This is a genomic window from Senegalia massiliensis (assembly GCF_900626135.1).
GTDB lineage: Bacteria > Bacillota > Clostridia > Tissierellales > SIT17 > Anaeromonas > Anaeromonas massiliensis.
Genome location: NZ_LR130785.1, coordinates 1,464,054 through 1,490,326, shown reverse-complemented (window position 1 = coordinate 1,490,326; position 26,273 = coordinate 1,464,054). Strand labels below are relative to the sequence as shown.

At 28.2% G+C, this 26,273-nt stretch carries 30 protein-coding genes and 1 other annotated feature (1 of these 31 only partly in view); all 30 genes read right to left on the bottom strand.

Annotation, left to right across the window (positions count from 1 at the left end; all coding sequences use genetic code 11):
- Positions 1-62: a binding site (T-box leader), on the bottom strand (it extends 106 nt beyond the left edge of the window).
- 62 nt (positions 63-124) lie between these two features.
- Positions 125-586 (bottom strand): DUF4342 domain-containing protein, encoded by a 462-nt coding sequence (locus E0D94_RS07385; protein WP_130806640.1) that lies wholly within the window; start codon positions 584-586, stop codon positions 125-127.
- Between the two features lie 20 nt (positions 587-606).
- Positions 607-1,350, bottom strand: coding sequence for a DNA repair protein RecO (gene recO / locus E0D94_RS07380; RefSeq protein ID WP_130806638.1), 744 nt, complete (start codon positions 1,348-1,350; stop codon positions 607-609).
- Positions 1,351-1,370: 20 nt separating this feature from the next.
- A complete protein-coding gene (locus E0D94_RS07375) occupies positions 1,371-1,514 on the bottom strand; it encodes a YqzL family protein (RefSeq protein ID WP_130806636.1) in 144 nt (47 codons plus the stop codon).
- A gap of 92 nt (positions 1,515-1,606) precedes the next feature.
- Positions 1,607-2,497, bottom strand: a complete 891-nt coding sequence (gene era, locus E0D94_RS07370; RefSeq protein WP_130806635.1) for a GTPase Era — start codon at positions 2,495-2,497, stop codon at positions 1,607-1,609.
- Positions 2,487-2,909, bottom strand: coding sequence for a cytidine deaminase (locus E0D94_RS07365; RefSeq protein ID WP_130806634.1), 423 nt, complete (start codon positions 2,907-2,909; stop codon positions 2,487-2,489). Before E0D94_RS07365 ends, era begins: the two co-directional genes overlap by 11 nt.
- Positions 2,910-2,921: 12 nt before the next feature.
- Positions 2,922-3,962 (bottom strand): DUF3048 domain-containing protein, encoded by a 1,041-nt coding sequence (locus tag E0D94_RS07360; protein ID WP_242620497.1) that lies wholly within the window; start codon positions 3,960-3,962, stop codon positions 2,922-2,924.
- A gap of 5 nt (positions 3,963-3,967) precedes the next feature.
- Positions 3,968-5,242, bottom strand: a complete 1,275-nt coding sequence (locus E0D94_RS07355) for a hemolysin family protein (RefSeq protein ID WP_130806633.1) — start codon at positions 5,240-5,242, stop codon at positions 3,968-3,970.
- Between the two features lie 21 nt (positions 5,243-5,263).
- Positions 5,264-5,953 (bottom strand): diacylglycerol kinase, encoded by a 690-nt coding sequence (locus tag E0D94_RS07350; protein WP_130806632.1) that lies wholly within the window; start codon positions 5,951-5,953, stop codon positions 5,264-5,266.
- A gap of 15 nt (positions 5,954-5,968) precedes the next feature.
- Positions 5,969-6,427, bottom strand: coding sequence for an rRNA maturation RNase YbeY (gene ybeY / locus E0D94_RS07345; RefSeq protein WP_130806631.1), 459 nt, complete (start codon positions 6,425-6,427; stop codon positions 5,969-5,971).
- An 11-nt stretch (positions 6,428-6,438) separates the two neighbouring features.
- On the bottom strand, positions 6,439-7,410 hold the full coding sequence (locus tag E0D94_RS07340) for a PhoH family protein (protein WP_130806630.1): 972 nt from the start codon (positions 7,408-7,410) through the stop codon (positions 6,439-6,441).
- A 2-nt stretch (positions 7,411-7,412) separates the two neighbouring features.
- The gene (yqfD, locus tag E0D94_RS07335; RefSeq protein WP_165442901.1) at positions 7,413-8,645 is read right to left on the bottom strand and encodes a sporulation protein YqfD; all 1,233 of its coding nucleotides are present in this window, start codon (positions 8,643-8,645) and stop codon (positions 7,413-7,415) included.
- A 13-nt stretch (positions 8,646-8,658) separates the two neighbouring features.
- The gene (gene yqfC, locus E0D94_RS07330; protein WP_130806628.1) at positions 8,659-8,934 is read right to left on the bottom strand and encodes a sporulation protein YqfC; all 276 of its coding nucleotides are present in this window, start codon (positions 8,932-8,934) and stop codon (positions 8,659-8,661) included.
- A gap of 78 nt (positions 8,935-9,012) precedes the next feature.
- A complete protein-coding gene (locus E0D94_RS07325) occupies positions 9,013-9,579 on the bottom strand; it encodes a hypothetical protein (RefSeq protein ID WP_165442900.1) in 567 nt (188 codons plus the stop codon).
- Between the two features lie 8 nt (positions 9,580-9,587).
- Complete coding sequence (floA, locus tag E0D94_RS07320; protein ID WP_130806626.1) at positions 9,588-10,583, bottom strand: flotillin-like protein FloA; 996 nt, start codon at positions 10,581-10,583, stop codon at positions 9,588-9,590.
- An 18-nt stretch (positions 10,584-10,601) separates the two neighbouring features.
- A complete protein-coding gene (locus E0D94_RS07315) occupies positions 10,602-11,888 on the bottom strand; it encodes an NfeD family protein (protein WP_130806625.1) in 1,287 nt (428 codons plus the stop codon).
- Positions 11,889-11,996: 108 nt separating this feature from the next.
- Entirely contained in the window at positions 11,997-12,722 is a 726-nt protein-coding gene (gene nagB / locus E0D94_RS07310; RefSeq protein ID WP_130806624.1) for a glucosamine-6-phosphate deaminase, read from the bottom strand.
- Positions 12,709-13,851, bottom strand: coding sequence for an N-acetylglucosamine-6-phosphate deacetylase (nagA, locus tag E0D94_RS07305; protein WP_130806623.1), 1,143 nt, complete (start codon positions 13,849-13,851; stop codon positions 12,709-12,711). Before nagA ends, nagB begins: the two co-directional genes overlap by 14 nt.
- 16 nt (positions 13,852-13,867) lie before the next feature.
- Positions 13,868-14,728 (bottom strand): MurR/RpiR family transcriptional regulator, encoded by an 861-nt coding sequence (locus E0D94_RS07300; RefSeq protein WP_130806622.1) that lies wholly within the window; start codon positions 14,726-14,728, stop codon positions 13,868-13,870.
- 1 nt (position 14,729) lies between these two features.
- Entirely contained in the window at positions 14,730-15,782 is a 1,053-nt protein-coding gene (locus E0D94_RS07295; protein ID WP_278044681.1) for a MupG family TIM beta-alpha barrel fold protein, read from the bottom strand.
- A gap of 24 nt (positions 15,783-15,806) precedes the next feature.
- The gene (locus tag E0D94_RS07290) at positions 15,807-16,328 is read right to left on the bottom strand and encodes a PTS sugar transporter subunit IIA (protein ID WP_242620496.1); all 522 of its coding nucleotides are present in this window, start codon (positions 16,326-16,328) and stop codon (positions 15,807-15,809) included.
- Between the two features lie 72 nt (positions 16,329-16,400).
- Positions 16,401-17,825 (bottom strand): PTS transporter subunit EIIC, encoded by a 1,425-nt coding sequence (locus tag E0D94_RS07285; RefSeq protein ID WP_130806621.1) that lies wholly within the window; start codon positions 17,823-17,825, stop codon positions 16,401-16,403.
- Between the two features lie 21 nt (positions 17,826-17,846).
- Entirely contained in the window at positions 17,847-18,755 is a 909-nt protein-coding gene (gene murQ / locus E0D94_RS07280; RefSeq protein WP_130806620.1) for an N-acetylmuramic acid 6-phosphate etherase, read from the bottom strand.
- Between the two features lie 141 nt (positions 18,756-18,896).
- Entirely contained in the window at positions 18,897-19,343 is a 447-nt protein-coding gene (locus E0D94_RS07275) for a GatB/YqeY domain-containing protein (RefSeq protein WP_130806619.1), read from the bottom strand.
- A gap of 20 nt (positions 19,344-19,363) precedes the next feature.
- Entirely contained in the window at positions 19,364-19,549 is a 186-nt protein-coding gene (gene rpsU, locus E0D94_RS07270; protein WP_130806618.1) for a 30S ribosomal protein S21, read from the bottom strand.
- A 130-nt stretch (positions 19,550-19,679) separates the two neighbouring features.
- Positions 19,680-20,024, bottom strand: a complete 345-nt coding sequence (locus E0D94_RS07265) for a histidine triad nucleotide-binding protein (protein WP_130806617.1) — start codon at positions 20,022-20,024, stop codon at positions 19,680-19,682.
- 25 nt (positions 20,025-20,049) lie between these two features.
- Complete coding sequence (gene mtaB / locus E0D94_RS07260; protein ID WP_130806616.1) at positions 20,050-21,348, bottom strand: tRNA (N(6)-L-threonylcarbamoyladenosine(37)-C(2))-methylthiotransferase MtaB; 1,299 nt, start codon at positions 21,346-21,348, stop codon at positions 20,050-20,052.
- Complete coding sequence (locus E0D94_RS07255; RefSeq protein ID WP_130806615.1) at positions 21,349-22,101, bottom strand: 16S rRNA (uracil(1498)-N(3))-methyltransferase; 753 nt, start codon at positions 22,099-22,101, stop codon at positions 21,349-21,351.
- Positions 22,094-23,044 carry a 50S ribosomal protein L11 methyltransferase gene (gene prmA, locus E0D94_RS07250; RefSeq protein WP_130806614.1) on the bottom strand — a complete coding sequence of 317 codons (951 nt, stop codon included), beginning with the start codon at positions 23,042-23,044 and terminating at the stop codon, positions 22,094-22,096. The genes E0D94_RS07255 and prmA overlap by 8 nt, the downstream gene beginning before the upstream one ends.
- A gap of 146 nt (positions 23,045-23,190) precedes the next feature.
- Complete coding sequence (gene dnaJ, locus E0D94_RS07245) at positions 23,191-24,333, bottom strand: molecular chaperone DnaJ (protein WP_130806613.1); 1,143 nt, start codon at positions 24,331-24,333, stop codon at positions 23,191-23,193.
- 78 nt (positions 24,334-24,411) lie between these two features.
- A complete protein-coding gene (dnaK, locus tag E0D94_RS07240) occupies positions 24,412-26,256 on the bottom strand; it encodes a molecular chaperone DnaK (protein ID WP_130806612.1) in 1,845 nt (614 codons plus the stop codon).
- Positions 26,257-26,273: the final 17 nt, after the last annotated feature.

Here is a 26,273-nt window from a genome sequence, read left to right as displayed (position 1 = left end):
ACACCATCCCTGAATCGCTTTTATAATACAGTTAATTTACTAATCCTCTTCATAGCAAAAAGTGTTATATTATAATAATCTACCAGAAACTCAGCATATTGTCAATATGATCTTCTTTTTTATATTATTCTCCAGTAGTTTCAGTTTTATTTTTTTTGCCTTTTCCCATGAATTTATTCATAGTATCACCAGCTAATTTATTTAAGCTAACAATTTCTCCATCTTCTTTTACTATTTTAATAGTTGTTTTAGATATCATAGCTGCTGCTATACCAAGTGCTGAAAGTTGGGGAGCAAGAACAGCTCCTATTGCACCTGCTGTCACAGGGATATTCATCATAGTTTCTCCATCCCTTTCTAATATTATCTTAGTTACATTTCCTTTTTTAACTGTTTCTTTTAGAGTTGCTATTATTTCTTCACTTTTTTGATTAAAATTAAATCCATCATCTTTTTCACTATTTTCAATTTCAACCAATGCATCTACAACATTTCCACCATTTCTTTCAAGTGATTCCTTTGCCTCTTTATAACTTACACCTGTACGCTCTCTTATTGTGTCAATTTTTTCTAAACTTATTTCCACTTAAAACACCTCCATGTTATTTATATGTTTAATGAATTTATGAAATTTAAAGATTTAAAATTTGTTTTATCTAGATTTTTAGATATAAATAATAACATTATTTCTCCTATATTTTTTAATGTATTTTTATCTATATCTATATTTAAAATTTCTTCATAAGAAGTAAACAACAAAAACTTCATTATATTTAAAGTTTGTATATCTAATTTTTTTGAATATCTATCTGTAGATTTACATTCATTACATAATGCTCCACTATTTATTACACTAAATCTTATATTATTATCTAAATCTTTATGACAATTTACACAATTTATTAAGTGGGGTCTATATCCTAAATAAGATATAAACTTCAATTCAAATGCTCTAGTAATTTGATCATATTTTTCTTCTTCTACTATTATATCTAAAGTTTTAAGTAAAAGTTCAAATATCTTTGTATTTGTTTCTTCCTCAATTAAACCAGCATTAGTTAATTCTAATATATATGAAGCATAGGATAACTTTTCTAAATTATCTCTCAAAGGATAGTAAGATTTAATAGTTTCACTTTGATTTAAATTATATAATTTTTTTCCTTTATATAATATGAATTCACTTAATGAAAATACTTGTGTTGATGATATATTTTTACTTTTAGGTCGTCTTACACCTTTTGCAATAGCTTGTATTTTACCATGTTGTTTTGTATATATAGTAAGTATTTTGTCCCAATCATTAAAATTGATTGCTTTTAATACTATCCCTTGAACCTTAAATAACATTTAGTCACCTCTAACTTGCATTAACTGTGTAAATCACTTTCTAACTTGCTTTTAAAAGTTTTATTTTCTATTTTTTCTTTGTTATCACTATCAATTTTACAATATAAGTACGCATCTATTTTTCCAGTAGCTTCAAATATTTTCCACATATCATTTCTTAACATTATAATCCTCCCCATATTTTAGTATATTTATATTTTATGGTGATAGAATAAGATTATACAATGTAAATAGTGTAAATAATATTTGTTTATTTTTACCTTTTATATCCCATACGTTTAACTAAGTTTTCTTTTTCACGCCAGTTTTTATTAACTTTTACCCAAAGTTGAAGATTAACTTTTAGATTTAAAAATCTTTCTATATCTTCTCTTGCACTTTTTCCTATGCCTTTAAGTTTTCTGCCACCCTTACCTATTATTATACCCTTATGTGAGTCTTTTTCACAATAAATTGTAGAGTGAATATCAATTATATTTTTATCTTTTCTTTCTTTCATCATTGTTGTTTCTACAGCTATCCCATGAGGAACTTCCTCATTTAAATATCTTAGTGTTTTTTCTCTTACAATTTCCGATATTATAATTCTTTCTTGCTGATCTGTTATCATATCTCCTGGATAATATTTAGGTCCTTCAGGAAGCAATCTTTCTATATTTTTAATTAAAGTATCAACATTCTTTCCCTTTTTTGCAGAAATAGGAATTATATATTCGAAATTATGTTTACTATTATATTTTTCTATTAATTTATCAACTTCTTCATTGGTTAATTTATCAATTTTATTTATTACTAATATTTTAGGCATATGGATATCTTCAAGTGACTTTAATATTCTACTATCTCCTGGTCCTATTTCCATACTATCATCTACTATCCAAACTAATACATCCATATCTTCTAATGCTAGAGAAACTTCTTTATTCATAAATTCTCCTAATTTGTTTTTAGGTTTATGAATACCTGGAGTATCTACAAAAATCATTTGACTTGTTTTTGTAGTATGTATAAATTGTATTTTATTTCTTGTAGTTTGAGGTTTATCTGATATTATAGAAATTTTTTCTCCTATTATATTATTTAATAATGTAGATTTACCTACATTTGGTCTACCAATTATTGTTATAAAACCTGATTTAAATTTCATCCTTATCATCCTTTATTATGTCTTCTATTAAATCTTCTGGCCCAAAACTATATGGGAGTAATTCTTCTAATGTAAATTCTTTATATTCATTTTGATTTTTCACTATATAAATTGTCAAATCCTTTGAAAATTCTCTCATGACTTGTCTACAAACTCCACAAGGAAATGTATATTCAGAGTCGCCTGTTATAGCTATTGCTTTAAAATTTTTATCTCCTTCTGATACTGCTTTAAATATAGCTGTTCTTTCAGCACAATTAGTAGGTGTATAACTTGCTGACTCTATATTACATCCTGTATAGATTTTATTATCATCTGTTAAAACAGCTGCTCCTACTCTAAATTTAGAATAAGGAACATATGCCATTTCTTTTGCTTTTAATGCTGTATTTATCAACTCTTGTTTTTTCATATTTCACACCACCTATTCTGTTATTTTTATTTCTGGATTTACTCGGGTTACTTGAATCCAAGTTATACCTGGATTTAATTTTATCCTATTTCCCGCTTCATCAAAATATTTTGTTTTAGAATATTGATCTTCTTTTTCCCAGTTTATATTTATATATTTACCTTTAGTAAAATATTTACCTTTCCCTTCTCCAATTGTTGATATATGGAGTCTTCCTTGATTGTCTATAACCTTTGTGTTTGCTTCTTGAATTATTATATTTGTAGCTGTCAAATTGCTACTATCATTTTCATCTATATGAATTTCTCCATCTTTATATCTAATATACTTGCCTATTTCTTCATCATATTTATAACTTGTTGTATTATGTTTAGAATAATTTATTTTCAATGTATTTGCAACTTCTCCTTCTATATCTTGGGAATTTTCATTGAATAAGAAGGGCTCATAATTAGGCTCTGTATTAAAACCTTTTTCTTTTTCGTATTTTCTTATATCTTCCATATTGGTATATAAATTATGCGGTGATTTCTTGCCTAATTCATTATTTCTATAAAAAACATACCCTGGAGCACTCATACAATCAGCTTCATCAATTCCAAAACTTATTATTTGTTCTTTTGCTTCTGGACTCCCACCACAATGAACATATATAGCATCATATTCAAGTAAAGCTTGCAAATAATAAGGTCTTGCACTTCTAACTGGACCTATTACATCAGGACTATTCATAAGAAATATACCCATATATCTTGTGATATTGCCTTCGACTAAGAATTCATACACTATCTCTGCTTCACTAAGCCCTGCTTGCCATCTTGCATCTTTTTGATTGTCAAACATTATAGCTATTGGTCTTTCATTTTTTAAGTCACTTTTCATTTTTATTCCACTTAATGGTGAAAAAACATTATCTTTAGACCCATTATTATTAGATCCACCTTCACTTTCTTCTGTATTTTCTAAACTATTACCTTCTTCAATTTCTTTATCGTTACATCCTACACCCAATATTAATAAAATAATTACTAAAAATAAAATTAATTTTTTCAACTAAATCACCCCTGATTTTTTTTAGTTATTTCTACTAATATTACCCTCCTGTTTGTAACTTTTTTAACTATTATATTTATTTTATCACTATCTAATTTATCTCCTTTTACCGGAACTCTTCCTAATGTGTTAAATATATACCCACCTAAAGAATCGAATTCTTCTTCTGGAAAATCAGTTTTAAATAATTCATTTATATCTTCTAAAGATACTTCTGCCTTTACATTATAAGTATTTTCATTGATTTTTTCTATTAAATCTATATCAGTATCATATTCATCTAATATATCCCCTACTATTTCTTCTAATATGTCTTCTATTGTAACCAATCCTTCTGTTCCACCATATTCATCTAAAACTATTGCCATATGAACTTTATAATATTGAAGCTCTCTTAAAAGCTTATTTACTTTTTTGGTTTCAGGTACATAATATGCATTTCTCATTATATCTACTATTTTAGTTTCATTTACCTTTACATCTTTAAATCCAATAAAAGGAAGTACATCTTTAGCATAAAGTATTCCTACTATATCATCTATACTTTCTTTATATACTGGTATTCTAGAATGACCATATTTAGTAATTTTTTCTAATGCAACTTCCATAGTGTCATCCTCCGAAACTGCTATAATATCTATTCTTGGTACCATTACATCTCCTACATCAATATGATCTATTTCAAATATATTTTCTATCATCTCTTTTTCCTGTAGTTTTACTACTCCTTCTTCTTCTCCTACATCAACAAGAGAGCGTATTTCTTCTTCTGTTACAAATGGTCCAGTATTATTTATATCTCCACCCATAAGTTTTATGAAAAATCCAGTAATAAAATTTAAAACTATTAGTATAGGTTTAAATATTAATGAAAGTAATATTAATGGTCTTGCTATTAAAACAGATATTTTCTCTGGATTTTGTGCTGCATATGTTTTAGGAGTTATTTCCCCAAATATCAATATTAGTATAGTCATAATTCCTGTAGAAACAAGTGTAGAACTACTTCCTTGAAAAAGTTCAACTGTAACTTCTGTAAGTATTGCAGTAGCTAATATATTAACTAAATTATTCCCTATTAAAATTGTAGATAACATCATATTTATCTGTTTTTTTATTCTCTCAAGTAATAATGCCTTTTTTTGATCGCTTTCTCTTAATTTTCTTATTCTTGCAATTTTCAATGTGGTTATTGCTGTCTCCGAACTAGAAAATACTGCTGATAACATTAAAAGAAAAAATAAAATAACTAACCGTACGTATAAAAAATTGTCTGACAACTAAATCCCTCCTGATTAGAGCTATAATAATTGAAATATTAATACAGTTATTAATATACCCAATAATGCTCCATTAACTACTTGAAAAAAAGTATGTATTTCTCCTTCTATTCTACTTTGTCCTACTAAAATTGCTAGCATAAAACTAAGTGTTGCAATTAATGTGTTTTCTGTTAAAAAAGTCACTACCGTTGATATAGTAAAAGCCAAAGCAGCGTGACCACTTATAATTCCACCTTTAAAAGGTGTCCCTGTTTGTGTAACAGTTTTTATTACGATAGTAATTATAGTTATGAGTAATATGCATATAAAAGTAAGATGTACAGGAGAAGATCTTATTTTAAATATTATTGACTTTGTAAAAGGATTTACTCTATCAAAAAACAAAAGATATCCTACCATTATGGAATTAAGTGCTGCAACTAATACTGCTCCAGCTGCAACATTTTTTGCGATTTTTGCCAAAGGATGAAATTCACTTGTAAACATATCTATAGTTTTTTCTACAGCTGTATTTACCATTTCTGCTATTATAACCAATGATATAGCAAAAAATAATGATAATAGTTCAAGTTTTGAAAAATTAAAAAACAAACTTAATATTAATATAAGTGTCATAACAAAAAAATGTATTCTCATATTTCTTTGTGTTTTTAATGTATAGATAATTCCTTGTACTGCATAGTTGAAACTATCTATTAGTCTTTTCATTGGCTTTCCTTCTTTCTAATTATTTCTAAAAATTTTCAAGTTTTTCATAACATCTTTTTCTTTGCTTCTCATAATACTCTTTTCACTATCAGTTAAATGATCATATCCCATAAGGTGAAACATACTATGAGCTGTAAGATAAGCTATTTCTCTCTCTAAGCTATGTCCATATTCTTTTGCTTGCTCATTTGCCTTTTCTGTGGATATTACAATATCACCTAAGGTTGGTAAATAATCTTGTCCTTCTAACTCATCTTCCATTGGAAATGACAATACATCAGTTTCTTTATCTTTTCCACGAAATCTTCTATTTAATTCTTTAATCTCTATATTATTAACAAATGAAACGCTTATTTCATAATTAAATCCATATTTTTCATAATATAAACATTCTTTTATTACACTATTTATAATCTCTTCAATTTTTTCATCTAATAATATTTCTGTTTGTCTATTATCAATATAAACTTCCATTGATTCTCTCCTTATTTTTTCTTTTTCTCATGATTTTCATAAGCTTCTATAATTCTTTGAACTAATTTATGTCTTACAACATCTTGTTTACTAAGATATATAAAATCAATTCCTTTTACATCTTTTAAAACATGAGTAACTTGCTTTAAACCTGATGTCTTTCCATATGGTAAATCTACTTGGGTTATATCACCAGTTATAATTGCTTTTGAACCAAAACCTAATCTTGTCAAAAACATTTTCATTTGCTCAGATGTAGTATTTTGTGCTTCATCTAGTATTACAAATGCTGAATCTAGTGTTCTACCTCTCATATATGCAAGTGGTGCTATTTCTATTAAACCTCTTTCTCTATTTTTCAAAAAGGCTTCTCCACCAAATATGTCAAATAATGCATCATAAACAGGTCTTAAATAAGGATCTACTTTGTCTTGCAAATCACCTGGTAAAAATCCTAATTTTTCTCCAGCTTCTACTGCTGGTCTTGTTAAAATTATTCTTTCTACCTCTTTGTTTTTAAATGCTTGAACTGCTTTTGCAACAGCTAAGTAAGTCTTACCTGTTCCTGCAGGGCCTATTCCAAATACTAAATCATTTTTAGCCATGGAATCTATGTATCTTTTTTGTCCTAGTGTTTTAGGTTTTATAGTTTTTCCTGAGTAAGTAACACATACTGTATCATCTAGTAATTCTTTCATTTTATTTTCTTTTCCTTCATATACAAGTGTTATTGCATATCTAATTTGTTGGTTCGTAAGTTTTCCTTCTACTTTCACTATATCTATTAATTTTTTTATTAAAGTATCAACAAGTTCTACATTTTCTTTTTTCCCTAAAATTTTTATCTCACCTTGACGAGATACTATATCAATATCAAATTCTTCTTCTATTAGTTTAATATTTCTATCAAAATCTCCATATAATTCTCTGCTAAAATCTTCATCATTTATCTTTATGCTTTTTTCATATCTACTTTCTGTCAATACTATTCCTCCTTATTTTCTTCCGAATCGTCATTTTCAATTTCTATATTCTCATTAATATATTTCTTTTGTGCTATATTTTCAATTAACTCTACTTTTATACTAACTATTAAAGAATTATCTTTTCTTTCAAAAGTTATATCTTTGGATAAGACTTTGCTGTCTTCTTTTACATCTTTCATAGCCTCTTTTGTTATTATAACACTTAAGGACTCCTTTAATGAATCTATATTTTGTTTTACTGTTTCTTTTTTTATCTCTCTATATTCATGTTTAATTATATCAAATGGAATTATTGAATAAAAACTCTTATCTTTATCACCTATATACTCTCTATAATGTTCAAATGGTATGTCATCTTTTTTAATATGTATACTTTTTTCTCCAATTTTTATTTCCCTAGAAAAATATTTTTCTCCAGTTTCTTTTTCCACTTCTTTAACTATAGGTTCTTTTATAGTTTTATAATAATAAGTTCTTGCAAGAACTTCACCTTCTGAATGAACTAAAAGTATATTTTTATCTTCTTCATTTTTTATAACACCTGATATTAATGTCTGACCTGATTTAACAATATCTCCTTTTTCTACTAAAGCTTTGCCGTTTTTAGCAATTACTTTCTCTATTACACCTTTTTTAGAAGCAACTATATTGGTTGGTTTGGATTTATCCCACTTATGATCATCAGTATAATATTCTCTTTCTTTTAAATCGATAATTAATTTAGTTCCTTTAAATTTTAAGTTTATATATGATATATCATCAAATTTTTTTAAAATATCAATTTTTAATTCTTCATTATCTATTGTTGATTTTCTTATTCCAATTTTTACCCCTTCTCTATTTAAATATTCTATTAACTGTTTTTCATCGAATCCTTTAGGTGAATATATGTCTATAGTCCAAACAAATGAAGTTAAAAAAAAGATTACACCTATCATTAAGATGAAACCTAAAGCCAACATCTTCCTTTTTCTTAGCTTTGTAAATAAAAAAGGGAACCCTTCTCTAGATATTACTCTATATCTTGATCCGACTTTCAATATTATTGGTTTTAGCTGCTTAAAGCCTTTTAAGCTAACTTTTGCTTCAAGGGTGGTATAGTCTAATCTTTCTATATCCCAAAGGTAGATATTATTTATAGTAGCTAAATTGATAAATCTTTCAAGTGTCAATCCCTCAATTCTTATAATAACATACCCTCTAATATAATTCCATAATCTTATGATTAACATGACCATCCCTCCTTTATATAAGTTCTACATTTATTATTTTTCCTGATACCACAACTTCTTCTGATACAATATTTTTTATTACTAAATCATTTCCTATTATTCTTATTATTCCTGATTTACTATTAATTCTAATTCTTTCTTTGCTATATTCAACTATTCCCTTATGATTTTCTATATATAATTGAATATTGCCTATTAAAGTTATTTTAGGTAAATCAAGGACTATTTCTTTTGGTAATTCCAAGACCTCAGCTATGTTTGTTTTAATATTATCTATTTTTTTGCTCATTAAAATATCCTCCTCTATAATTAAATTTATGCTTTTATTTTTATTACTATTACAAAAAGAAGGTAACGCTTATAAGCGTTACCTTCTTTTTTCAAGAGCTTTAGGTTTTGATAATATTTCTGACAAAATTATACCTTCTACTAATTGTTTTTTATTAAATTTTAAGTTAATATCTTCAGAACCTATTTCTTCATTTTTAATGTCATCTGTTTTTACAGATGCTTTTTGATCTCTATCAGAAATTATCTTCTCTTCATCTCTTTTGTTTCTTATATTCTTCATTTTAGTTAGATATTTTTCTCTATCAGCATAATTTTCTCGTCTTGATTTTAGCTCTTTTATCTTCTCTTCTTCCCTAATATTTCTTTCTTCATTAATATTTTTCTCTTCATCGATATAACTTTCTTCTTTTTTATTTAAATTCCTTTTAGTTATTCTTCTTTCTTCTATACTCTTTTGTCTTCTATTACTTTGTTCTTTATATTTAGGTGCTTTATGTACCACTTGTTTTTCAGATACATTTTTATTATCATTATACATTTTTTCAGGTTTCTTTTTCTCAATTTTTTTCTTATCATTTGCACTTTTAAATAATGCTGGACCTAATATAATCAATAATGGAAATATTAAGTCTAAAAAATCCATATAATCACCTAATTTCTTTTATTGCTATTATTGTCATTATCTTTGTTTATATCTGAAATTGATTCTCTCATGTTTGTATCAGACATTATATTTTTCATATTATAATAATCCATAGCTCCCATATTTCCACTTCTTAATGCTTCTGCCAATGCCTTTGGAACTTCTGCTTCTGCCTCTACAACTTTTGCTCTTTGGAATTGTACTTCTGCTTTCATTTCTTGCTCTTTTGCAACTGCCATTGCTCTTCTTTCTTCTGCTTTGGCTTGTGCTATTCTCTTATCAGCTTCTGCTTGATCAGTTTGAAGAGTAGCTCCTATATTTCTTCCTACATCAACATCTGCAATATCAATAGATAATATTTCAAAAGCTGTTCCTGAGTCAAGTCCTTTATCTAATACATTTTCTGATATGCCATCTGGATTTTCAAGTACTGCTTTATGTGTCTCCGCACTACCTACTGTTGTTACAATTCCTTCACCAACTCTAGCGATTATTGTTTCTTCTCCAGCTCCACCTACAAGTCTTTCTATATTTGCTCTAACAGTTACTCTAGCCTTTGCCATTACCTCTATACCATCTTTAGCTACAGCTGCAACATTTGGAGTTTCAATAACCTTAGGATTTACACTAACTTGAACTGCTTCTAATACATTTCTTCCTGCAAGATCTATCGCTGTTGCTCTTTCAAATGGTAGTTCTATATTTGCCCTTTGAGCTGCAATTAAAGCATCTACTACAGTGTTTACATTTCCTCCTGCAAGATAATGTGCTTCCAATTTATCTACATCAATTTGAATACCTGCTTTTGTTGCTTTTATCATTGGTCTAACAATTCTTGATGGTATAACCTTTCTAAGTCTCATTCCAACAAGAGTAAATAATCCAATTTTAACCCCTGAAAAATATGCAGTTATCCATAAACCTACTGGTATAAAACTTAATAATAATGTTAAGAAAATTAATACTGCTACTCCAATTATAATTATTGGTATTAAACCTTCCATTAAAATTCCTCCTATAAATTATATTTTTCTTACAACTATTTTTGAGCCTTCAATTTTTACTATTTTAATCTTTTCCCCCTTTTTTATATATTGTCCTTCTGTTACTGCATCTAATCTTTTATCTTCTACCATAACAGTTCCTGAAGGTCTAAGTGTAGTAATAGCTACTCCTTCTTTATCTAAATATCTAATATTGTTTACTGTACTAGAATATCCAGAATCCCCTTCATGTTTGGTATTTAATACTATTTTATCAAAATATGGACTCTTCTGTCCATATTTCAAAAATAAATATGCTACTAATATACTTAATATAAATGCTATGACTATTGAATATATAGCTATTTGAACATCTGGTGATGCTAAAACTATAGATACTACAATACTTAAAATACCACCAATACCAGGAATTCCAAAGCCTGGAACTATAGCCTCAATTACAAGTAATACTATACCTACAATAAATAGTAACATAGCAGTCCAACCAGTATTCCCTACTATGAAATTACTTCCAAAGTATAGTGCAAAAGAAATAATTGCTACTGTAGCTCCACCACCAAATCCCATAGTAAATATTTCAACAACTATTGCTATAAATCCAATTATAAGTAGTAAACTAAGAACATAAGGGTTTACAATGAATTTTGCAATCTTTGTTACAAAGTCTATTTCAGATACTATTATTTCATCATACTCTATATCCAATTCTTCTAATATTTCACCATAACTATTTGCAAGTAAATCTGCAAGTGCCAGTTCTTTAGCCCTTCTAAAATTTAAATTAAGTAGTCTTCCTTCATCAATTACACCATCAATTTTGATACTTTTATCTGCCATAGAAGCTACAAGTTCTGGATCTCTATCTTTTGCTACAGCAGTAGCTCTAAGTTCTTCAACCCAATATGAAAGTGTTTTTTCAGTATTAGGTATAGGTTCTGCAGATCCTATTGTTGATCCACTTGACATAACTATTGTATCGCTGGATATTGTCAATAACACTCCTGCCGATTCTGCTTTTGTATTTACATAAGAAATAGTAGGTACATCTAACTTCACTATAAGATTTTTAATTTTCTCTGCTTGATCTATGTATCCTCCATATGTATCTATTTCAAATATAATAGCTTGTGGATCTGATTTTAAAGCATTATTTAATTCCCTTTGAACAAATTGATATGTAGAATTATCTATGTCTCCTTTAATGGGTATTACATATACATCTTTTCCAGTATCAGCAAACACTAAAGTTGTACTAGAAATTATAACTAACACTATAAAAAATATGAGTAATATTTTTTTGTTCATTTTTTCACCACCTTAATACTATTATATAATATTATATAGATATATTGTATAGAATATTGTAAAATTTTATTTTAAAAAAAGATGTCTCGTTAAAAGACATCTTTTTTATTATAGTTTAGAAGCAGCCTCTTCATCAATTATAAATGTAACATCTGGATGAAGTTGTAATATAGAAGCTGGAACTTCAGGTATAATATCTCCCTTTATTGTGTTCTTTATAGCTTCAGCTTTATCAATACCACTTGCAAGTAGTATTATCTTCTTTGCTCTCATTATATTTTTCATACCCATACTTATTGCTTTTTTAGGTACTTCATCTAAGCTATTAAAGAATCTTGAATTAGCTTTTATTGTTTCTTCATTTAAATCAACTAAATGTGTCCCAGAAGCAAATTTTTTATCAGGTTCATTAAAACCTATATGTGCGTTACTTCCTATTCCAAGTACTTGTAAGTCAATATTACCTTTTTGTTCTACTAATTTATCATAATTATTAGACTCTAATTCAGGACTATCAGTTTTACCATTTGGAATAAAAGTATTTTGTTTGTCTATATTTATATGATCAAATAAATTTTGGTTCATATAATATCTATAACTTTGATTATCTTCACCTGAAAGACCATAATATTCATCAAGATTAAATGTAGTTATATTACTAAAATCAATTAATCTTTCCTTATATATTTTAATTACTTCTTTATACATCCCTAATGGCGTAGATCCAGTTGCAAGTCCTAATACTGAGTCATCTTTAATATTTACTTGACTTGCTAAAATAAATGCTGCTTTTTTACTCATTGATTCATAATCTTTTACTTTAATAATTTTCATATTTACTTTCCCCTTCAACTATAGCATTAATTATATTTATTTTGTCATCAAATATAATTATATCTGCATATTTATTTTTTTCAAGGCTTCCTCTTTCATTATTTATATTTATTACCTTTGAAGGGTTTAAACTTGCAAGCTTAACACATTCATAAAGTGGTAATTCAGTACTATCATATATATTTTTTACAGCTTGATTTAATTTTAAAACACTTCCTGCAAGTGTTCCATCTTTAAGTCTTGCTGCATTATCCTTTACAATAACCTCTTGACCACCTAAATCATAGCTTCCAGACTTTAAACAAGCTGCTCTCATTGCATCTGTTATAAGAACTAGCTTATCAGGCCCTTTTAGTCTATAAGCTATATTATAAATTGCATTATGAAGATGGATATTGTCTGCTATAATTTCAGTGCTAATATCACTATCCATAATGGCCCCTACTACACCAGGATTTCTATGATGAAGTCCTGTCATTGCATTGAACATATGAGTACTATGTGAAGCACCCTTTTTTATAGCTTCCATTGCCTGTTCATAACTAGCTTCAGTATGACCAATTGAAAGTGTAGTATTTTCATTTTCAATTACATTTTCTAAAAAATTAAAATTTTCATCTCTCTCTGGGGCATATGTTATCAGCTTTATAACATCCATATATTTTTCTATTGAATCATATTCAGGCTTTATAATATATTTTTCTTTTTGAGCCCCTTTATACTTAGGATTTATAAATGGACCTTCCATATGAGCTCCTAATACTTTTGCTCCATTTAATTCTTTAGTCATAGATTCTCTTACAGTATCTAATGCATTGTATATGGAGTCTAAATCCATAGTCATTGTAGTTGGTAAAAATGAAGTTACACCATTTTTTAATATTGTTTCGCTAATAGTGTTTATAGAATTAATATCGCCATCCATAGTATCACATCCACTGGAACCATGTATGTGTATGTCTATAAAGCCTGGAGATACAAAATTACCTTTTGCATCAATGACCTTTTTATCCTTTTGATCAAATTCTTCATTAGGTAATATATCTAATATCTTTTCTTCATAAATTAAAACATAATCTTCTAGTATTTTATCTTCTAATATTATCTTTCCATTAATTATTGCATTCATATTTTCACCTCAATTCTTATTTCTTATTTATTTTTAATTCTTCAACAATATTTCTTGTATTTTTAATATAATTTGATGTTAATTCAAAATTATTTTTTGAAATTGCTACAAATATAACATCAATAGCAATTAGTTGGGCTATTCTTGAAGTGATTGCACCAACTCTAACTTTTTGTTCTCTACCTGCTATAAAGATATTTATATCTGATATATCACTTAAAGGATTTTTCCCAAAATTAGTAATAGATATAGTGCAGGCGCCTTTGGATTTAGCTTGTTCTAATGCTTTAAATGTTTCAAGAGTTCTACCACTATATGAAATACCAATAGCTACATCATCTTTCTCCATATTAGCTGATAGAGATAGTTGAGTATGACTATCAAACTCAAACATTGCCATTTTCTTTATTCTCATCAACTTATATTGTAAATCTTTAGCAACTAGCCCTGAAGCTCCTACACCAAAAATATATATTTTTTTAGAATTTATGATACAATTCACTGCTTTTTGAATTTCATCTTTATCTAATAATTTTACAGTATTTTTTATTACATCAATATTTTCATATTCTAATTTTTCTATAACTTGATCTATACTATCATTAATTGTTATATCTTCATATATATTATCAACATCTAAAGTTTTTCTAGTTGTTATATCTTTTATCAAATCTACTTTCATTTCATTAAAGCCACTATACCCTAATTTTTTAGAAAATCTTATAACACTAGCTGGACTAGTATTAGAATTCTTAGCTAAATTCTGAGCTGATAAATTTATAACTTCCTCTTTGTTACTTAAGATGTAATCACTGATTTTTATTTCAGATTGTGTTAACGAATCTCTGCTTCCTCTTATTTTTAATAATATACTCATTTTAATTCTCCATAATTAAAAATTTGAATCTTTGTCCTGGTTTAATATTATCTATTAACAGTTTAGATTCCCTTGCATCTGCAACAACATTAACCCTTTTATCTTGTGGTAAATCTTGCTTAGAGATAATTAAATCACCTTCATACCTTAAATAATCTTCATTATCAATTGTAACATAATATTTTTGTCTGTGTATAGTATTTTTCCTTTTTATAGTTTCCTGTTTATAAATTCTAGACTCTTGAGATCTAATATTACACTCTCCTGGATCAGTACGATTAGTATGATTTTGTTTGAGTAAATAAATCTCTTCTCTAGAAATATTGTTCATTAATTGTATTGGTATTGTAACTATATTATATTCTATCATATTCAACTTATAAAGTTCATCTACAGAGGCTTCTGTATCTCCAACTATAACAGTATCTGCTCCAAGCAAAAATAAATGTTGTGCAGATATTAAAGGATCAATATATCTATGTTTTTCAAGAGTTGGTAATCCCTCATAAATTGGTCCTCTTTTTTTATATTGTGAAGGAATAAATGCCATTATTTTAATATTATATTCCTTAAAAAGTTCAGTCCTTTCTTTAAACAACTCTTCTGATATAGCAGTATGTTCCTTTGGATAATAATTATGACATGCTGTAATTCTTGATATATCTCCTCCATATGTGATTATTTCATCAATATCTTTTTTAGTCAATGTACTGGCATTTAGTGTAATATTATATGATTTATTTATTGTTAATTCAGCTATTTCTTTATTGCTAAATCCAAAATCTAATCTTAATGAATAAATATTATATTTATTAAGATCTATTTCATCATAATATTTTTTTGATATATCTGCTATTATTTGCATATCTAAATTATTTATTTCTTCTAATATTTTCAAAGTTTCTATTTCACATTCTTTACTAGCTTCAGGAATATGAAGTGATGTAAATACTTTTCTTATTCCTAGTTTAGATGCTTCTCTCAAATATCTTAAGTTTTCTTCTAAACTATTTTCCATTCCTGAAAAAATTGATATTCCTAAAATTATAATCACATCCTAAATTCATTTTTATTTTATTTAAAACTCAATCTTTAATAAGTCATCTTCATTACTTACTTTATCTAATGATAGTTTGTTTACCCCTTTAAAATCTCCTATATTTGTAATTACAATTGGACTTATAAGGGACTTGGCTTTAGAATCAATAATATCTAAATCAATTTCTAATAATTTATCTCCTATCCTAACCCTATCATTTTGCTTTATAAAAGATTTAAATCCTTCACCATTTAATTTAACAGTATCTAAACCTATATGGATTAGTATTTCAATACCATCATCTGTAACTATTCCTATAGCATGTTTCGTAGGAAAAATTTGTTGTATTACTCCATTTACAGGAGATGTAACTATATTTGACGTAGGTTTTATAGCTACTCCATCTCCTAAAAATTTTTGTGCAAAAGTTTCATCAGGAACATCTTCTATTTTTACTACATTACCTGTCATTGGAGATTTTATTACTCCTTTTTCATTCTTTTCATTTTCATTTTTATCATTTAACTTTCTTTTAATTCTTGAGAATAATTTGTTTTTCAAAAAATCACATCCTTCTTTAAAATAAAGACAGTTAAAATCATTTTAAAAATGAACTTTAACTGTCTAATAGTATTATCTTAAACTAACTACATCTTGCTCTTTTATAAATAAATAAGTTATTATAAACCCACCAATGTATGAAATTAAAAGTCCTAAAATATAATTAAGCATTGAGCCAGATTGCATTAAAGGTATTGCTGCTAACCCTGATGGTCCCCATGCTCCAGCTAAAACTTTACTTAGCATTACATATGCCCCACCAAAACCAGCACCTAATCCTGCTGTTATAAAAGGCTTACCTAATGGAAGAGTTACACCGTAGATTAAAGGCTCACCTATTCCAAGTACACCTGCAGGTAAAGCACCTGAAATGATTTGTTGCAATTTATTATTACCTGCTCTTTTTGCCTTAAAGTAAATTGCAATTGCAGCACCTACTTGACCAGCTCCTGCCATTGCTAATACCGGGAATAAAGATACTCCTCCAAATGTTTCTAATTGAACTGCATAGATTGGTATTAATCCATGATGAAGTCCTAATAATACCATAGGCAAGAATATTGCAGATAATATATATCCTGATATAATACTTACAGCTGGTATTTCCGAAGATACTAATAATTCTAATACATAAATCAAACCATCAGACACAAATCCTGAAATAGGCATTATTATGAATAACATTAATAATGTTACAAGTAATAAAGTTACTACTGGAGTAACAATTAAATCTAGTACATCTGGTACTACTTTTCTAACTCTCTTTTCAATTTGCGCTAATATAAATACACCTATTATAACACCAATTATACCACCTTTACCTGCTCTTAGAGTAGAGTTAAGGGGAGAATCTACATTGAATAACCCTAACAATTGTGATATTTCATCAATTTGCGTCATTACAGTCATAGCACCTACCATACCACCAAGTCCTTCTGTAGCTCCAAATTGCTTTGCAGCATTTATACCCGTAAATATTGTAAAATAACCTAAAAATGCTCCACCAATTAATGATAATATTAATCTTGTAATATTCCAAAATTCATTAGCAGGTAAACTTCCAGTACTTTGTAAGTTAGTAATTACACCTGCAAACCCATTTAATATACCAGCTGCTATTATTGCTGGGATTAATGGAATAAATATTTCTCCTATAGTTCTTAAGCCTTTCTTTAATTTGCTTTGTTTTTGATTTTGTTTAATCTTTTGCTTATTTGATTCCCAGTCTTCTGAAGCACCCATTTCTTTAGTCAATGTAACGTTTTCTTTAAGAATAAGTGCTAATTTTTGCGCTTTACCAGGTCCAACAACAATTTGTAATGTTTCATCTTCTACTACACCCATTACTCCATCTAAAGACTTCAACTCATCCATTTTCACCTTATTATAATCTTTAATTTTAAGTCTAAGGCGAGTCATACAATTAGTAGCATGTTGAATATTACTTTCTCCACCAACTAATTCAATAATTTTTAATACTAGTTCTTTATTATTCACAAAATCACCCCTTTTTATTATTTATGAATTTACTGACTTTATAGCTTCTGATAAATGCCCATCATAATTCTTAAGTACTTTTTTTGCTTCATTAATTTCTAAGTCTGATTTAATAAGGAAAATTGCAAGTTTTACATCGTAATCAGTTTTCTGTAAATAGTCTGTGGCAGTTTTTCTGTCTACATTTGTAGCTTTATTTACAATTTTTACACATCTTTCTTTTAACTTTAAATTCTTAGCTTGAAGGTCAACCATTAAATTCTTATATACCTTACCCAATTTTATCATTGAAGCAGTTGATAACATATTTAATACCATTTTTTGAGCTGTTCCTGCTTTCATTCTTGTAGACCCTGATATAGCCTCAGGTCCTACCACAGGTGCAATAGATATATCTGAAATTTTTGAAATATCAGAGTCTGGATTACATGTCACACCTATAGTATTTATTCCATTTTGCTTTGCATATTCAAGTGCCCCTACAACATAAGGAGTTCTTCCACTAGCTGCAATCCCTACTAAAACATCTGATTTATTTAAATCAATTCCCTTTAATTGCTTTATAGCTTCTTGTTTACTATCTTCTGCCCCTTCAACTGCATTTCTTATAGCTATATCTCCACCTGCTATAAGACCAACTACCATACCTGGATTTACTCCAAAAGTAGGAGGGCATTCTGATGCATCTAATATACCTAATCTTCCACTGGTTCCTGCACCAATATAGATAAGTCTCCCACCTTCTTTTAACTGCGAGTAAATCACATCCACTGCATTAGATATATTAGGAATTTCTTTTTCTACTGCAATAGCTACTTTTTTATCTTCTTCGTTTATCGTTTTTATTATGTCTAAAGTATTCATTTGATCAATATCTTTAGTATTTGGATTAATAGATTCTGTTACTAATTTATTTAATTCACTTTCCATTTTTTCACCTCTTTTCTTTATATATATCATAACACTTTTGAAATTAAATTTCAATACTTAAATTTAATTTTGAATTTTAATTTCATTCTTTACATTTATAAACAAAAAAATTCTACGATATTTCTATCGTAGAATTTTTTATTATTTCTTCAAATATTTAATTGCTATTTTATTTACAAGGCTACCGTCTGCTCTTCCTTTTATTTGAGGCATTACTTTGCCCATTATTTTTCCCATATCTTTCATAGAATTCGCTTCAGTTTCTTCAATAGCTTGTTTTACTATTAATTCCAATTCTTCTTCAGATAATTGCGGTGGTAAATATCCCATTAGAATATTTATTTCTTGCTCTGTTTGAGAAACTAAATCATCACGGTTACCTTTTTTAAATTCATTAATAGAATCTTTTTTCTGTTTAACTTGTTTAGATATTATATCTAATATAGCTTCATCATTAAGTTCTATTCTTTCGTCTACTTCTTTTTGTTTAATAGCAGATCTAATAAGTGTAATGGTATTTTTTCTAAGTTTCTCCTTATTTCTCATAGAAGTCTTTAGATCATCCATTAATTTAACCTTAAGTGACATTAATTCACCTTCTTAAAAAATTATCTTCTTTTTCTTTTATTTTTTCTTCTAGCTGCTTCTGCTTTTTTCTTGCGAGCTACACTTGGTTTTTCATAATGTTCTCTTTTTCTAGCTTCTGATAAAACTCCACTTCTAGAACATTGTCTCTTAAACCTTCTTAAAGCATTTTCTAATGACTCGCTATCTCCAACTTTGATTTCTGCCATTTTTCTCCCTCCCCTCATTTCTGCAATATTACATAAATCCCTTGCAGTAAGTGGATTTTGGCACGTTATAATTATAACTTAAATATAATATTTCTGCAACCATTTTTCACTTATTAATTGTGATAATATTTTAACCAGGAGGCCATTGTAAACTTCTACCTCCTAAGATATGAAAATGTATATGTCCTACTGTTTGTCCTCCATCATTTCCACAATTATTCACAACTCTATATCCAGATTCTTTAATCCCTTTTTCTTCTGCCAATTTAGGTATTATACCAAAAATATGAGCTATTACTTCTAAATCTTCCTTTTTCAAAGTATTAAGTGAAGAAATATGTTTTTTAGGTATTATTAGAATATGAGTAGGGGCTTGAGGTTCCAAATCATTAAATGCAATTACCTTTTCATCTTCATAAACAACATCAGATGGAATTTCTTTTTCTACTATTTTACAAAAAATACAATCACTCATTTTTTCACCTCCAAATATATTATATTTAAATAATTTCACCTAAAACTTTGTCATCATCTATTTCAATAAGTTTAGTATTAATTATTTCATTTTCTAATTCTTCACTACCTTTTATAGCTACTCTTATATAATTGTCAGTATAGCCTTCCATATAGCCTGATTTTTTAGAACTTGTTTCTATTAATATTTCCCTTTCAGCACCTAAAAATTTCTTCAAGAAATCTAAATGCCCTCTATTTGTTAATTCTATTAATTTTTTACTTCTATTATTTTTTATAGTTCCATGAACTTGATTTTTATGATTTGCTGCTGGTGTTCCTTCTCTTTTTGAATATTTAAAGACATGTACACTTGCAAATTCTATTTCTTTTACAAAGTTATATGTTTCTTGAAATTCTTCTTCAGTTTCTCCTGGAAAGCCCACTATTATATCTGTTGTAATTGCAGCATCAGGCATAAAGTTTCTTATAATGTCTACTCTTTCTTTATATTCCTTTGTATTATATTTTCTATTCATTCTATAAAGTACAGTGTCAGATCCACTTTGGAGTGATAAATGAAAATGAGGACATACCTTTTCTAATTTTTTAAGTCTATTCATAAACTTTTCTGTAATAAGCATTGGTTCTATTGAACTTAACCTTATTCTTTCTAGTCCTTCTATTTTATGAACCGCCTCTATTACATCTATAAGTGAAATTTCTCCTAAATCTTTACCATATGAAGCTACATGAATTCCTGTAAGAACTAATTCTTTGAATCCTTTATCTACTAATGTTTTAGCTTCTTTTATTATATTATCAAACTCTCTACTTCTAATAGGCCCTCTAGCATATGGTATTATACAATATGAGCAAAATTGATTACATCCTTCTTGGATTTTAATATATGCTCTTGTGTTTTCTTGAATAGAGTTTGATTCTAATTCTTCAAATTTTGTTATATTCATCACATTTTCCACTGTATTTATTTTAGTATTTTCTTTTTTTACTTTTTCACATAATTCTACTATTTTACTTTTTTCTTTTGTTCCAATTATTAAGTCTACTCCTTCAATATTTGAAACTTCTTCTGGAGAAATTTGAGCATAACATCCTACTACACAAATTATAGATTCTGGATTTTCTTTTTTAGCTCTTCTAATAAATTGTCTTGATTTTCTTTCTCCAAGGTTTGTTACTGAACAAGTATTAATTACATATATATCTGATATTTCATTATGATTTTTTATTTCATATCCATTATTTCTAAATGATTCAGCCATTGCATCAGTTTCATATTGATTAACTTTACAACCTAATGTATAAAATGATACACTTTCCATTTAAATCACTCCTACATCTCCTAATTCATACATAATCATAGATATTAGTGCAATACCTGCTGTTTCTGTTCTAAGGATTCTAGGCCCTAGAGAAACTATATTTGCACCTATATTCTGTAACTTATTTATTTCTTCCTTAGAAAAACCACCTTCTGGCCCTATAATTATGCTGATATCTTTTTCTTTTTTTTTGCTTAAAACATCTTTTATTCCAATTTCATTTTCACTTTCATAAGGAACTATTAAGAAATCATTAGTTATTTTCATGTTTTCAATAACTTGATTTAAATTAATAACTTCTGATACTTCAGGTATAATTCCTCTTTTAGATTGTTTTGATGCTTCAACTACTATTTTTTTAAATCTTTCCAGTTTTTTTTCTTCTTTTTTCTTGTTATTTATTTTAACCACAGTTCTATCAGTTATAATAGGCACTATTTTTTTCACACCTAGTTCTGTTACTTTCTGAATTATTATATCCATTTTAGAAGATTTAGGAAATCCTTGATATAACGTAATATTAATATCACTTTCTCTTTTTATATTATTTTTTTCTACAATAGTAGTTTTAATATATTCATTTGTAATATTATCAATTTTAACTATATATTCACTATCATTACCATCGGAAATTTCTATTTTATCATTTTCTTTAAGTCTTAAAACATTTTTTATATGCTTTATATCATCTTTATCTTGTATTATTATAGAGTTACCATCTATCATATCCTTAGAAACAAAAAATCTATTCATTTATTTCACCTATTTTAGAAACAAGGCAAGCCCACTCACCCATTTGGATTTCATCTACTACCCTAAGTCCATTTTCTTCTAATGACTTTTTCACATCTGGTATTTTATCAAGTATTATACCTGAAGATATGAAAACTCCATCATTTTCCAAGAATTTCTTTATGTCTTTTGCTAACATACTTATTATATCTGCTATTATATTTGCAACTATAACATTGGCTTTTCCATCTATTATCTCTAATAAATCTCCATGTTTTACTTGTACAGTATTTGCTACACCATTTTTCACTACATTTTGTTTTGCTACTCGAACTGCATCTTCATCTAAATCAATTGCAATAGTATTAACAGCACCAAGCTTTGCACTTGCTATAGCAAGTACTCCTGTTCCTGTTCCTATATCAAATACAGTATCAAATTTATGTATATATTTTTCTAATTGTCTAATACACATCATAGTAGTTTCATGTGTTCCTGTACCAAATGCCATACCTGGATCTAATTCTATTATTATATCTTCTTCTTGTTTTTCATATTCTTCCCAAGTAGGTTTTATAACTACTTTTTCTCCTATTTTCTTAGGCTTATAATATTTCCTCCAAGTTTCTGACCAATCTTGATCTTCAATTTCGGATGTGGTTACTTCTCCAAGTCCTTTATCCAATTGATAATTTGGAATCATTTCTATATTATCTTTTATTAATTCAATTTTATCTATTAAGTCTTCACTTTCTTCAAAATATCCTTTTACTATAGCACCTTCAAAATCACTTTCTAATAGCTTCGGGTCAATATAATCCCACTTTTCACTATCTGTTTCAAAATGAGTTATATCATTTGGATCCTCAATAACTAATCCACAAGCTCCTGCTTCATATAGAATATTAGTTACAGTTTCTACAGCTTCAGTAGTTGTTTTAACTTGGACTTCGATCCATTTCATATATTCACACATCCTTAAGTTTATTTAGCTTTGATAATTTATCTCACAAATAGTATATCAAAAATTGTATATTTAGTCATCTAACTTTATTATACCAATGTATAAAGGTAAATAATCATCTATATAGATGATTATTTACCTTTACTTTACCCAAAAATATCTTTAACTTTATCAAAGAATCCTTTTTTTTGTTCATGAACAGTTTCTCCTGTTTGTTCAGCAAATTTCCTTAATATATCTTTTTGGCTTTCATTTAAATTTTTAGGAACTTCTATAACTACTTTTACATACTGGTCGCCTCTACCATAACCTCTAACACTAGGTATACCTTTGTTTTTAAGTCTAAACACAGTCCCTGTTTGTGTGCCTTCATTTATCTTATATTTCACTTTCCCATCTAATGTAGGCACTTCTACTTCATCACCTAGTGCCGCTTGAACAAATGTTATTGGAAATTCAAGTACTACATCATTACCATCTCTATGGAATATTTCATGAGGTAATACATTTATATAAATATATAAATCTCCTCTAGGTCCACCCTTTTCTCCAGGTTCACCTTCACCACGAAGAGGTATCACTGAGCCAGTATCAACACCTGCTGGAACATTTATTGTAATTCTCTTTGTTTTCTTCTCTGTTCCTGTTCCATTACACTTTGTACAAGGGTCTGCTATAATTTCACCTGTTCCATTACACGTTGGACAAGTTCTTACGTTTACAAATTGACCGAATGGAGTATTTTGTGCTTGTTTAACTTCACCTGATCCATTACATTGAGAACAAGTTTTTTTATCACTTGAAGACTTTGCTCCTGTTCCATTACATTTTGTGCAATTTTCTGTTCTTTTTATATCAATTTTCTTTTCCGTACCAAAAGCAGCTTCTTTAAATGTTATATCTAATGCAACCTTTATATCTGCACCTTTTCTAGGTCCATTTCTTCTTCTTCCATTAGAAAAACCTCCACCGCCAAATATATCTCCAAACACATCTCCAAATATATCTCCAAAATCAAAACCTTGGCCGCTAAATCCGCCACCAAAGCCACCTGCTCCTTGACCATTTACACCTTGGTGACCAAACTGATCATATCTTTGTCTTTTTTCTGAATTACTTAATACTTCATATGCTTCACTAGCTTCCTTAAATTTAACTTCTGACTCTTTATCATCTGGATTTAAATCAGGGTGATATTTTTTAGCTAGCTTTCTATATGCTCTTTTTATTTCTTTGTCATCTGCATTTTTATCTACACCTAATATTTCATAATAATCTCTTTTACTCAATTTTTCACCGCCTAAGCTACCAATTTCTTTAAAATACTAAAGCTAAATCAAACGATTTAGCTCTAGTATATAATTTAATTATTTATCTTCTTCATCATCTACTACTTCATAATCAGCATCAACTACATTATCGTCTTCTTGAGATTGTTGATTTGCTTGGCCTTCTTGATTTTGTTGTGCTTGACCAGCTGCTTGCTCATACATTTTTTGTGATATAGCATGGAATTCATTATTTAATTCTTCTGTTTTTGTCTTTATTTCTTCTGTATTATCACTTTCTAATGCTTTTTTAAGTTCATCTAATTTTGCTTCTACTTTAGATTTTTCATCAGCACTTACCTTATCTCCTAAATCTTTAAGAGTTTTTTCTGTTTGATAAACAGTAGATTCAGCAGTATTTCTTGCTTCTATTTCTTCTTTTTTCTTTTTGTCTTCTTCTTCATGCATTTCTGCGTCTTTAATTTTTTGTTCTATCTCTTCATCAGATAAATTAGTTGAAGCAGTTATAGTGATTTTTTGCTCTTTTCCTGTACCTAAATCTTTTGCAGATACATTAACTATACCATTTGCATCTATATCAAATGTTACTTCTATTTGAGGTACTCCTCTTGGTGCTTGTGGTATTCCTGTAAGTTGGAATCTACCTAAAGTCACATTGTGAGTAGCCATTTCTCTTTCACCTTGTAATACGTGAATGTCTACAGCTGTTTGATTATCTGCTGCTGTTGAGAATGTTTGGCTTTTCTTTGTAGGTATTGTAGTATTTCTTTCTATAAGTTTTGTAAATACTCCACCTAATGTTTCAATACCAAGTGATAAAGGTGTAACATCTAATAATAATACATCTTTAACATCTCCACTTAATACTCCACCTTGTATTGCTGCTCCAAGTGCAACAACTTCATCAGGATTAACCCCTTTATGTGCATCTTTTCCAGTTAATTTTTTAACTTCTTCTTGAACTGCTGGTATTCTTGTAGAACCACCAACTAAAATAACTTTATCTAACTCTCCTGCACTAATTCCTGCATCTTTAAGCGCTTCTCTGATAGGTCCTAAAGTTTTTTCAACTAAATGAGAGGATAACTCTTCAAATTTTGATCTTGTAATATCTATATTTAAATGTTTTGGTCCTTCTTGTGTAGCTGTAATAAATGGTAAATTTATATTCGTTTTCATTGTTGATGATAATTCTTTTTTAGCTTTTTCTGCTCCTTCTTTTAGTCTTTGTAGAGCCATTTTATCGCTTCTTAAATCTATACCATTTTCTTTTTTGAATTCTTCTGCTAAATAATCAATTAATACTTTATCAAAATCATCTCCACCTAAATGGTTATCACCTTTAGTAGATATAACTTCAAATACTCCATCTCCAAGTTCGAGTATGGATACATCAAATGTTCCTCCTCCTAAGTCATATACCATTATAGTTTGATGTTCATCTTCTTTATCTAAACCATAAGCAAGTGATGCTGCTGTTGGTTCATTTATGATTCTCTTTACAGTAAGTCCTGCAATTTTCCCTGCATCTTTTGTTGCTTGTCTTTGGCTATCTGTAAAGTATGCTGGCACAGTTATTACTGCTTCACTTACAGTTTCACCTAAATAACTCTCTGCATCTGATTTTAATTTTTGAAGAATCATAGCAGATATGTCTTGTGGTGTGAGGTTTTTATCATCAATATTTTCTGTATGATTTGAACCCATATGTGTTTTTATTGACATAATAGTTCTTTCTGGATTAGTAACCGCTTGTCTTTTTGCAGTTTCACCTACTAACCTTTCACCTTCTTTTGTAAAAGCTACTACTGATGGAGTAGTTCTATTACCTTCAGAGTTTGGTATAACAGTAGATTCTCCACCTTCCATTACTGCAACACATGAGTTTGTTGTTCCTAAGTCAATTCCTATAATTTTACTCAAAATCATTACCTCCTAAA

Bases quoted from the DNA above. Each gene is read 5' to 3' on its own strand.
- recO (WP_130806638.1), bottom strand. From the start codon at position 1,350: ATGTTATTTAAGGTTCAAGGGATAGTATTAAAAGCAATCAATTTTAAT.
- E0D94_RS07375 (WP_130806636.1), bottom strand. From the start codon at position 1,514: ATGTTAAGAAATGATATGTGGAAAATATTTGAAGCTACTGGAAAAATA.
- era (WP_130806635.1), bottom strand. From the start codon at position 2,497: ATGAAATTTAAATCAGGTTTTATAACAATAATTGGTAGACCAAATGTA.
- E0D94_RS07365 (WP_130806634.1), bottom strand. From the start codon at position 2,909: ATGAAAAAACAAGAGTTGATAAATACAGCATTAAAAGCAAAAGAAATG.
- E0D94_RS07350 (WP_130806632.1), bottom strand. From the start codon at position 5,953: ATGAAAAGACTAATAGATAGTTTCAACTATGCAGTACAAGGAATTATC.
- ybeY (WP_130806631.1), bottom strand. From the start codon at position 6,427: ATGGAAGTTTATATTGATAATAGACAAACAGAAATATTATTAGATGAA.
- yqfD (WP_165442901.1), bottom strand. From the start codon at position 8,645: ATGTTAATCATAAGATTATGGAATTATATTAGAGGGTATGTTATTATA.
- yqfC (WP_130806628.1), bottom strand. From the start codon at position 8,934: ATGAGCAAAAAAATAGATAATATTAAAACAAACATAGCTGAGGTCTTG.
- E0D94_RS07325 (WP_165442900.1), bottom strand. From the start codon at position 9,579: ATGGATTTTTTAGACTTAATATTTCCATTATTGATTATATTAGGTCCA.
- floA (WP_130806626.1), bottom strand. From the start codon at position 10,583: ATGGAAGGTTTAATACCAATAATTATAATTGGAGTAGCAGTATTAATT.
- E0D94_RS07315 (WP_130806625.1), bottom strand. From the start codon at position 11,888: ATGAACAAAAAAATATTACTCATATTTTTTATAGTGTTAGTTATAATT.
- nagB (WP_130806624.1), bottom strand. From the start codon at position 12,722: ATGAAAATTATTAAAGTAAAAGATTATGAATCAATGAGTAAAAAAGCA.
- nagA (WP_130806623.1), bottom strand. From the start codon at position 13,851: ATGAATGCAATAATTAATGGAAAGATAATATTAGAAGATAAAATACTA.
- E0D94_RS07300 (WP_130806622.1), bottom strand. From the start codon at position 14,728: ATGAGTATATTATTAAAAATAAGAGGAAGCAGAGATTCGTTAACACAA.
- murQ (WP_130806620.1), bottom strand. From the start codon at position 18,755: ATGGAAAGTGAATTAAATAAATTAGTAACAGAATCTATTAATCCAAAT.
- E0D94_RS07275 (WP_130806619.1), bottom strand. From the start codon at position 19,343: ATGTCACTTAAGGTTAAATTAATGGATGATCTAAAGACTTCTATGAGA.
- rpsU (WP_130806618.1), bottom strand. From the start codon at position 19,549: ATGGCAGAAATCAAAGTTGGAGATAGCGAGTCATTAGAAAATGCTTTA.
- E0D94_RS07265 (WP_130806617.1), bottom strand. From the start codon at position 20,024: ATGAGTGATTGTATTTTTTGTAAAATAGTAGAAAAAGAAATTCCATCT.
- mtaB (WP_130806616.1), bottom strand. From the start codon at position 21,348: ATGGAAAGTGTATCATTTTATACATTAGGTTGTAAAGTTAATCAATAT.
- E0D94_RS07255 (WP_130806615.1), bottom strand. From the start codon at position 22,101: ATGAATAGATTTTTTGTTTCTAAGGATATGATAGATGGTAACTCTATA.
- prmA (WP_130806614.1), bottom strand. From the start codon at position 23,044: ATGAAATGGATCGAAGTCCAAGTTAAAACAACTACTGAAGCTGTAGAA.